This window comes from Actinoplanes sp. GCM10030250 (assembly GCF_042666575.1).
Lineage (GTDB): Bacteria > Actinomycetota > Actinomycetes > Mycobacteriales > Micromonosporaceae > Actinoplanes.
In genome coordinates this window covers 1-920 of sequence record NZ_JBHTDO010000106.1, presented here as the reverse complement: position 1 = coordinate 920, position 920 = coordinate 1, and the positions used below count along the sequence as shown (strand labels likewise).

Sequence of the window (920 nt, the reverse complement as noted above, 5' to 3'; positions counted from 1 at the left end):
AGTGGTCGCGTAACGGCCGTCCGCGCCGGGCGGGGGTGTCGTCGTTCGGTATCTCCGGCACCAACGCCCACGTGATCGTCGAAGAGGCTCCGGCTGCCGAGCCCGTGGTCGAGCTGGGTGTCGAAGGCATCCCGGTGGTCTGGCCGGTCTCCGGCCGGTCCGACGCAGCTATCGAAGCGATGCTCGGCAGGCTCAGCGGTCTCGACCCGGCGGGGGTGGCGGCCGCGCTTCGAACGCGGACCACCTTCGAACGGCGTGCCGTCGTGTGGGCCGACTCGGGCGAGGAACTGGCGGGACCGCGTTCGCTGCGGGAGGGTACGGCTCTGTTGTTCTCGGGGCAGGGTTCGCAGTGGCTGGGTATGGCCCGTGATCTCTATGAGCGGCTGCCGGTGTTCCGGGCGGCGTTCGACGAGGTCACCGGAGTCTTGGATCCGCAGGTCAGTGCGGTGATCTTCGGTGATGACGCGGAGGCGTTGCAGGCGACCGGTGTTGCGCAGCCGGCGTTGTTCGCGGTGGAGGTGGCGCTGTTTCGGGTCCTGGAGGACCTCGGTGTGCGTCCTCGCGTGTTGATCGGTCATTCGGTGGGGGAGATCGCGGCCGCGCATGTGGCGGGGATTCTGTCGCTGGCGGATGCGGCGGCGTTGGTGAGTGCGCGGGCGCGGTTGATGCAGGCGCTGCCGGCTGGTGGGGCGATGGTTGCGGTCCGCGCGTCCGAAGCCGACGTGACACCGCTGTTGACGGCCGGAGTGTCGATCGCGGCGGTCAACGGCCCGCAGTCGGTGGTGATCTCCGGCATCGCCGATGAGGTGCGGAAGGTGGCGGCTGGGTTGCGGGGCCGGGAGTTGACGGTCAGCCACGCGTTCCACTCGGTGTTGATGGAGCCGATGCTGGACGACTTCGCTCAGGTGGTTGCGGGGCTG

General features: G+C 69.3%; 1 protein-coding gene. It reads left to right on the top strand.

The genetic code is table 11. From position 1 onward, the window contains the following. A partial coding sequence (locus ACFQV6_RS44245; RefSeq protein WP_378033739.1) for an acyltransferase domain-containing protein occupies positions 1-920 on the top strand: 920 nt, incomplete at both ends.